Below are 6,940 nucleotides of genomic sequence, written 5' to 3' on the forward strand. Positions count from 1 at the left end.
GTCCACCCTTTCCCCCGACACCGCGGCATGGCTACATGTCCAACCGTGACGCCCCGCGAAAAGAGCTCATCGACCACGCCACCCGAGGCGCCCGCTGAATTGCGGCGACCTCCCCATGGAGGAACCGGCTGACACTGACGATCCCCGATACCTCATCTCCGCCGACCTGATCCGTGAACTCCTCCTCGGCCGCCACGGCGACCTCGACCCCCGCGAAATTGACCTCAAGGGAGCCGCATCACCGCAGCTTCGCCATGGTTGATGCGGAACCGACCAATGAACTGCGGACCGGGCCCTGAACGCTGAATGGCTTCGCCTCGAAGGCAGCATGGCCTTGTACAACGGGCTTCGGGCAACTGGCGCCGGCACGAGAGGCACCATACGGCTGCTCGGCGGCCCCATCACCGGCAGCCAATTGATGGCTGAGGCGGAATTGGCCAACGAGAGCGGCCCGGCCCTGTTTGCGGACGGGCTTCACGTCGACGGTAACATGTTCCTGCGCAACGGGTTCCGGGCCACCGGCACCGGCGACAGCGGTACGCTGCGGCTGCTCGGCGCCCGCATCGGCGGCGATTTCGATATGCCCGATGCGGTCATCGAGCGAGGTCCCGGCCTAGTTGTGTATCTCGAGCGTGCCGGTGTGGGCGCTGGGAGTTCATTCCCGCCACTGTGATATGTCGTGCTGAGGCGGACACGCTTGACCGGTGTCCCTTCGCCGAGCGCCAGTGGCTGCATATCAATCGCTGCCACACCTCCACCTATGGACCTACGCCATACCAGAGGTTGGCTGCTGTCGAGCGGGCAGCCGGGCACGACAGGGTCGCACGGCGCATTCTGATCGAACAGCAGGCACGGGGAAGGATTTGGCGGGCCTGTGCTGCAGGGGTTGGTGCGGGCGTTGGCCACCTTGGCTCTGGCGGGGTATGCGGGCTGATCAGGAAGGTGGCCTAGTTCCAGAAGACGGCTAGGCCGACGTTGACCACCGTCAGGGCGATGAGGGTGATGGGGACCCATCGTTTGGCGGGGCCGCGGACCGTGTAGAAGATCGCGAGGACGCCGAGGACGATCAACACCAGGAGCTTGATGCCGAGCTTGGCGTTGTCGTAGTCGGCGTCGGTGAGCGGGGCGAGGAGTTGCAGGGCGACCCCGGTGATCAGTTGGAGACCGGCGCCGTGCAGCCAGCCCTTGGTCAGCGGGCCGTCAAGGCCGATCCGGAGCTGGAGGAAGAACGCGGCGACGAGGGTGGCCATGCCCAGGAGGTGGAAGAACACCAGGAGGTCCCGTACGAATCCCACGGGCGAGAACGTACCGCATGACGATCACCTACCGGCAGGATGAGGCATGCGCAGATCCGCGGCGGCCATCGGCAGCGCGCTCTTCTTCGTGCTGGCCCCCGTCGTGGTGGCCGGGCTGGTGCCGTGGTGGATCAGCGGCTGGCGCACCGGCACCGGCTGGCTGCCGGGCCAGGTGCTCGGCTGGCTCCTGGTGGTGGCGTGGACCGTGGTGCTCGTCCACGCGTTCGCGCGGTTCGTGACCGAGGGTCGCGGCACGCCGGCGCCGGTCGCCGCGCCGACCAGGCTGGTCGTCGGCGGGTTCTACCGGTTGTTCGGAATCCCATGTACCTCGCCGTCGTCGCGGTGATCATCGGTGAGGCGTTGATCCTCGGCCGGGTCGCGCTGTGGATATACGCCGCCGCGGTGTGGCTGGCGACGGCCGCGTTCGTGCGGTGGGTGGAGGAGCCGAGCTTGCGCGCACAGTTCGGGGACGACTACGACGAGTACCGGCGCGGTGTCCCGGCGTGGGTGCCGCGACTACGTCCGTGGCGGCCCCAAGAGTGAGGGCCGGCGCACGCCCCGCCATCCAGGGCCCTAGTCTGCTCACGTGCGCTTCACAGCTCGCAGGTCAGGCCCCGTCCTCGTCGTATCGCTGATTGTCCTGGTCATCGCCGCTCTGTTCACCGCACCGGGCGTGTCGGCGGCGGCTCGAAGCCCACACAAGGACCAACCGGAGCAGCCGGCCTGCCCGAACCGGCAGCTGCCGCCCGCGCCGGTGGACACCTCGGAGGAGCCGCCGCCGGGCAGCCCCAGCCCGGAACCGCTGCCGGTGCCGGAGGAGCCGGTCGGCGGTGCCCGGATGGGCGAGTGCGGGCTCATTTATCCGACCGGCGCGACCGAGCCACTCCCGACCATCACGGCGGCGTCGTGGGTCCTCGCCGATCTGGACTCGGGCGCGGTGCTCGCGGCCAAGGACCCGCACGCCAGGGAGCGGCCGGCGTCGCTGATCAAGGTGCTGCTGGCCATCGTGGTGATCCGCGAGCTGCGCCAGGACATGATGGTGATCGGCAACCAGGATGATGCCAACCAGGAAGGCACCAAGGTCGGCATCGGGCCCGACGGCGAGTACACCGTGCGCCAACTGCTGTTCGCCCTGGTTATGCGGTCGGGCAACGACGCGGCGCACGCGCTGGCCCGCGCGCTCGGCGGGATCCCGGTGGCGCTGGACAAGATGAACCGCCTGGCCAAGGAGCTCGGCGCACTGGACACCCGCGCGGCGACGCCGTCCGGGTTGGACGGACCGGGCATGACCACGTCGGCCTACGACCAGAGCGTGATCTTCCGAGCCGCGATGCGGCACAAGGAGTTCGCCGAGGCCGCCAGCACCCGGCAGATCGACTTCCCGGGCTACGGCAACAAGCCCGCGTTCAAGGTCAACAACGACAACAAGCTGCTCGGTTCATACCAGGGGTTCCTGGGCGGCAAGACCGGGTTCACCGACGACGCCCGGCACACCTACGTCGGCGCGGCAAAGCGCGGCGAGCAGCGGCTGGTCGTGGTGCTGCTGCGCGGGGAACGCGGCGACGAGCCGCTCGGCGACCAGGGCGCCCGGCTGCTCGACTACGGCTTCGCGCTGGCCAAGGAGGGCGCCCGGCCGGTCGGCCAGCTCGTCGAGCAGTCCCCGGAGGCGCAGCCCAAGGGTGACGTCAGCCATGGGGAGTCGGCCACGCCGGCCCCCGGCGGCGACCAGGCCGCGGCCGAACCTCCCGACTCGTCCGGCCGGACCGCGTTCGGCACTGTCGGCCTGCCCCTCGTCGTGTTCGCCGGCGTGGCGGTGCTGGTCTCCCTCGTCCTGTGGTTCCGGCGGCGCCGGGCCCGGGCGGCTGCGGCGCTAGTGGCGGCGGGCGCGGCGACCCCAGAAGAGGCCGGCTAGGGCGCCGGCGCCGAGCAACCCGGCCGCGTCGCGCAGCCTCGGTCCACTGTGGACCTGGACGGTCGGGCGGATCACCGCGGGGGCGGGCGGTCGCGGCACCGCCGGCTCCAGGTTCTCCTTGGCGGTCGCCGTCCACGCGGTGATGAACAGCAGGAGCCGGGCCACCAGGTTGGCGAACAGCAGCAGACCGATGATCGGGCCGAACAGGGCGCCGGTCGGCGAGCCGCCCACGAGGTTGAGATAGATCGTGGCCAGCTGCTTGAGGATCTCGAAGCCGATCGCGGCGAACAGCGCGCCACGCAGCGCGGACTTGGCGCTCACCCGCTGGCGGGGCAGCCGGGAGATCACCCAGAGGAACACCAGCCAGTTGGCCGCGAGCGCCAGCACGATCGTGCCGACGCGCAACAGGAACAGCGCCCACGCGTCGTCGGCCAGCCCCACCAGGCGCAGCAGGAAGCTGCCCAGCCCGCTGCCCGCGGCCGTGAGCCCGAACGAGATCAGCAGCGCAAGGCCGAGCCCGAGCAGGGACAGCACGTCGGACAGCACCTTGCGCAGGAACGACCGGTCCGGCAAGTCGTGGCCCCACATGGCGCTCAGCGCGTCCCGCAGGTTGGTCATCCAGCCGTAGCCGGAGTACACCGCGGCCAGCAGGCCGAGCACGCCGACCGTGCCGCGCTGCTTGATCGCCTCGTTGATCACGTCGTTGAGAGTCTTGCCGAGGCCGGCCGGGGCGTTCTCCAGGATGCTCTGCTGGAAATCCCGCAGCAGCGCGTCGTTGCCGGCCAGAATGAACCCGGCGACCGCGAAGGCCATCATGAGCAGCGGGAACAGGGACAGCACGCTGAAGTAGGTGATTGCCGCCGCGTAGTGGTCACCGTTGCGGTCGAGGTACGCCCCGCCGGCCCGCACCAGATGGTTGACGCTCTCCCGCCGGCGCAGCCTGCTCAGCCGGCCGTCCTCAGCTCCCACACACCGACGTTAAGCCGGATCCGGTTGGGCCGCAACGCGAGTCCACTATGGATAGTCAGCGAGCCGGGGCGAGCAGCCCGACGTGGTCGTAGACCGTGGCCAGGGTGCCGGCGGCGACCTCCCTGGCCCGTTCCGCGCCCCGGCTGAGGATCTTGTCGAGCTCGGCTGGATCGTCCAGATAGGACCGGACCTGCTCGCGGATCGGGGTGACCCACTCGATCAGCACCTCGCCCAGGTCCTTCTTGAGGTCGCCGTAGCCCTTGCCCTGGTAGTCCGCCTCCAGCTCGCCGACGGTCCGGCCGGCCAGCGCCGAGTAGATCACCAGCAGGTTGGACACGCCCGGCTTGTTCTCCGGGTCGTAGACGATCTCCCGGCCGGTGTCGGTGACCGCCGAGCGGATCTTCTTCGCCGACGCCTTCGGGTCGTCCAGCAGCTCGACGATGCCGGCCGGGCTGGACGCCGACTTGCTCATCTTGGCGCCCGGCTCCTGCAGGTCGTAGATCTTCGCCGCGTCCTTGAGGATGTACGCCTCCGGCGGGGTGAACACGGTGCCGAACCGGGAGTTGAACCGCTGGGCCAGATCCCGGGTGAGCTCGAGGTGCTGCCGCTGGTCCTCGCCGACCGGCACGTACTGCGGCCGGTACAGCAGGATGTCCGCGGCCTGCAGCGACGGGTAGGAGAACAGCCCGACGCTGACCCGGTCGCTGCCCTGCTTGGCCGACTTGTCCTTGAACTGGACCATCCGGCTGGCCTCGCCGAACCCGGTGAGGCACTGCATCACCCAGCACAGCTCGGCGTGCTCGGGCAGGTGGCTCTGCACGAACAGCGTGGCCCGATCCGGGTCGAGGCCGACCGCCAGCAGCTGCGCCACCGACGCCCTGGTGCGCGCGCTGAGCAGCTTCGGGTCGTGCTCGATGGTCAGCGCGTGCAGGTCGGCGATGAAGTAGAACGCGTCGTGGGTCTCCTGCAGGGCGATCCACTGGCGCAGGGCGCCGAGGTAGTTGCCGAGGTGGAAGGACTCGCCGGTCGGCTGGATGCCGGACAGTACGCGGGGACGTGGCACACCGTGATTCTCCCAGAAGCCGCCGGTCGCCCGCGTAGGAACCTCCGTACGGGGGCTTGTCCGGCGCCGATCCTGGTGAAAGGTTCTTGCCGCCCGGCTCGCATGCTCGCCTGGCCGGCGACGATGCCAGCCACCGCGCTTTGATGGAGGTACGCGTGCAACGCAGACATGGATTACGCGGGCTGGCGGCGGCGACCGTCGTGCTCGCCTCGACGGCCGCGCTCACGACGGTGGCGGTCCAGCCGGCGGCCGCGGCCGCCCCGGCCGCGCACTTCGTGGTGCTCGGCCCGCAGGGCGGGGGCCTGGCAAGGACCGAGCAGTCGATCGAGGCCGCGGGCGGGACGGTAGTGCAGAGCTGGCGGCAGATCGGCGTCGTGATCGCCACGTCGCCCAGCCTCAACTTCGCACAGGCCCTGCGCCGGATGGCCGGGGTGCAGGGAGTCGGCGCGTCCCGCGCGCTGGCGGAGTTCATTCCTCCGGCGCCGGCCGCCGACGCGCGGCTCGCCGGCGCCCAGCTCGAGCAGACCGTGGGCGTGGCGGACTCGCGGGGAATGAAGGCCACCGCCGCTGCCGAACCGCTCGCGGCGAACCAGTGGGACATGCGGCTGATCCGGGCCGACGCGGCCAACAACGTCTCCGGCGGTAGCCGCGACGTCCTGGTCGGCGTGCTCGACTCGGGCATCGAGGCGACCCATCCCGATCTCATGCCCAACCTGGACTCGGCCAACTCGGTCGGCTGCACCAACGACGGCGTGCCGGACACCGCGCCGGCCGCGTGGGCGCCCACCACCAGCGACCACGGCACGCACGTCGCCGGCTCGATCGCCGCGGCCCGCAACGGCATCGGGATCGCCGGCGTGGCGCCGAACGTGCGGATCGCGTCGGTGAAGGTGGTCAACGACGACGGGTTCATCTACCCGGAGTACGCGATCTGCGGGTTCATCTGGGCGGCCGAGCACAACATGAAGGTCACCAACAACTCGTACTTCATCGACCCGTGGTTCAAGTGGTGCCGCGACGACGCCGACCAGCGCGCCGTCGCCGAGGGCGTGCGCCGCGCGATCGACTACTCGGCCCGGCGCGACGTCGTCAACGTGGCCGCGCTCGGCAACAGCAACTGGGACCTGGCCCACCAGCTCGTCGACGAGGGCAGCCCGAACAACCAGACCCCGATCACCCGCACCGTCGGCAACGACTGCCCGATGCTCCCGCAGGAGATCAACGGCGTGGTCGGCGTCTCGTCGGTGGGCGCCACTGCGAAGAAGTCGTTCTTCTCCAACTACGGCGTCGGCGACACCGAGGTGGCCGCGCCCGGCGGTGACTCGCTGGTCATCCCGGACACCCCGGACGAAAACGGCCGCGTCCTGTCGACGATCTTCAATGGCGGCTGGGGCTACAAGCAGGGCACCTCGATGGCCTCCCCGCACGCCGCCGGCGTCGTGGCCCTGATCCGCAGCACCCATCTCGACTGGCCCAGCAACCGGGTGATCCGCGAGCTGGAACGCCAGGCCGACCGCCTGGCCTGCCCACCCAACCCCTATGACCCCACCGGTGACGGCGCCTGGCTAGCCACCTGCCAGGGCAACGTCTCGGGCCGCGGCTTCTACGGCTCCGGCCTCGTCGACGCGCTCGACGCGGTCACCCGCTAACCCCATCGCCACGAAGGCCACCTTCGCGCACTCCAACCGCGCGAAGGTGGCC

The 6,940-nt window shown here is 70.1% G+C and carries 8 protein-coding genes; 5 read left to right on the top strand and 3 right to left on the bottom strand.

What is annotated here, in order from left to right; genetic code table 11:
- The first annotated feature begins 334 nt into the window (after positions 1–334).
- Positions 335–673 (top strand): hypothetical protein, encoded by a 339-nt coding sequence (locus tag VGX25_RS32460; RefSeq protein ID WP_326921785.1) that lies wholly within the window; start codon positions 335–337, stop codon positions 671–673.
- A gap of 274 nt (positions 674–947) precedes the next feature.
- Here the strand turns inward: VGX25_RS32460 and VGX25_RS32465 are convergent, their stop codons facing one another.
- Complete coding sequence (locus tag VGX25_RS32465; protein ID WP_326921786.1) at positions 948–1,295, bottom strand: hypothetical protein; 348 nt, start codon at positions 1,293–1,295, stop codon at positions 948–950.
- Between the two features lie 46 nt (positions 1,296–1,341).
- On the opposite strand from VGX25_RS32465, the gene VGX25_RS32470 reads away from it, so the two are divergent.
- The 3 genes from VGX25_RS32470 to VGX25_RS32480 are packed head-to-tail and all read left to right on the top strand — an operon-like array spanning position 1,342 to position 3,207.
- Positions 1,342–1,641, top strand: a complete 300-nt coding sequence (locus tag VGX25_RS32470; protein WP_326921787.1) for a hypothetical protein — start codon at positions 1,342–1,344, stop codon at positions 1,639–1,641.
- Entirely contained in the window at positions 1,617–1,838 is a 222-nt protein-coding gene (locus tag VGX25_RS32475) for a methyltransferase family protein (RefSeq protein ID WP_326921788.1), read from the top strand. Before VGX25_RS32470 ends, VGX25_RS32475 begins: the two co-directional genes overlap by 25 nt.
- A gap of 43 nt (positions 1,839–1,881) precedes the next feature.
- The gene (locus tag VGX25_RS32480; protein WP_326921789.1) at positions 1,882–3,207 is read left to right on the top strand and encodes a D-alanyl-D-alanine carboxypeptidase family protein; all 1,326 of its coding nucleotides are present in this window, start codon (positions 1,882–1,884) and stop codon (positions 3,205–3,207) included.
- On the opposite strand, the gene yhjD is transcribed toward VGX25_RS32480, so the two are convergent.
- Entirely contained in the window at positions 3,166–4,176 is a 1,011-nt protein-coding gene (gene yhjD / locus VGX25_RS32485) for an inner membrane protein YhjD (protein ID WP_326921790.1), read from the bottom strand. The two genes, VGX25_RS32480 and yhjD, sit on opposite strands and share 42 nt — an antisense overlap.
- 55 nt (positions 4,177–4,231) lie before the next feature.
- Positions 4,232–5,239, bottom strand: coding sequence for a tryptophan--tRNA ligase (gene trpS / locus VGX25_RS32490; RefSeq protein ID WP_326921791.1), 1,008 nt, complete (start codon positions 5,237–5,239; stop codon positions 4,232–4,234).
- A gap of 155 nt (positions 5,240–5,394) precedes the next feature.
- Between trpS and VGX25_RS32495 the strand changes: the two genes are divergently transcribed.
- Entirely contained in the window at positions 5,395–6,888 is a 1,494-nt protein-coding gene (locus tag VGX25_RS32495) for a S8 family peptidase (protein WP_326921792.1), read from the top strand.
- Positions 6,889–6,940 lie beyond the last annotated feature (52 nt).

Source organism: Actinophytocola sp. (genome assembly GCF_035942955.1).
Taxonomy (GTDB): domain Bacteria; phylum Actinomycetota; class Actinomycetes; order Mycobacteriales; family Pseudonocardiaceae; genus DASYTH01.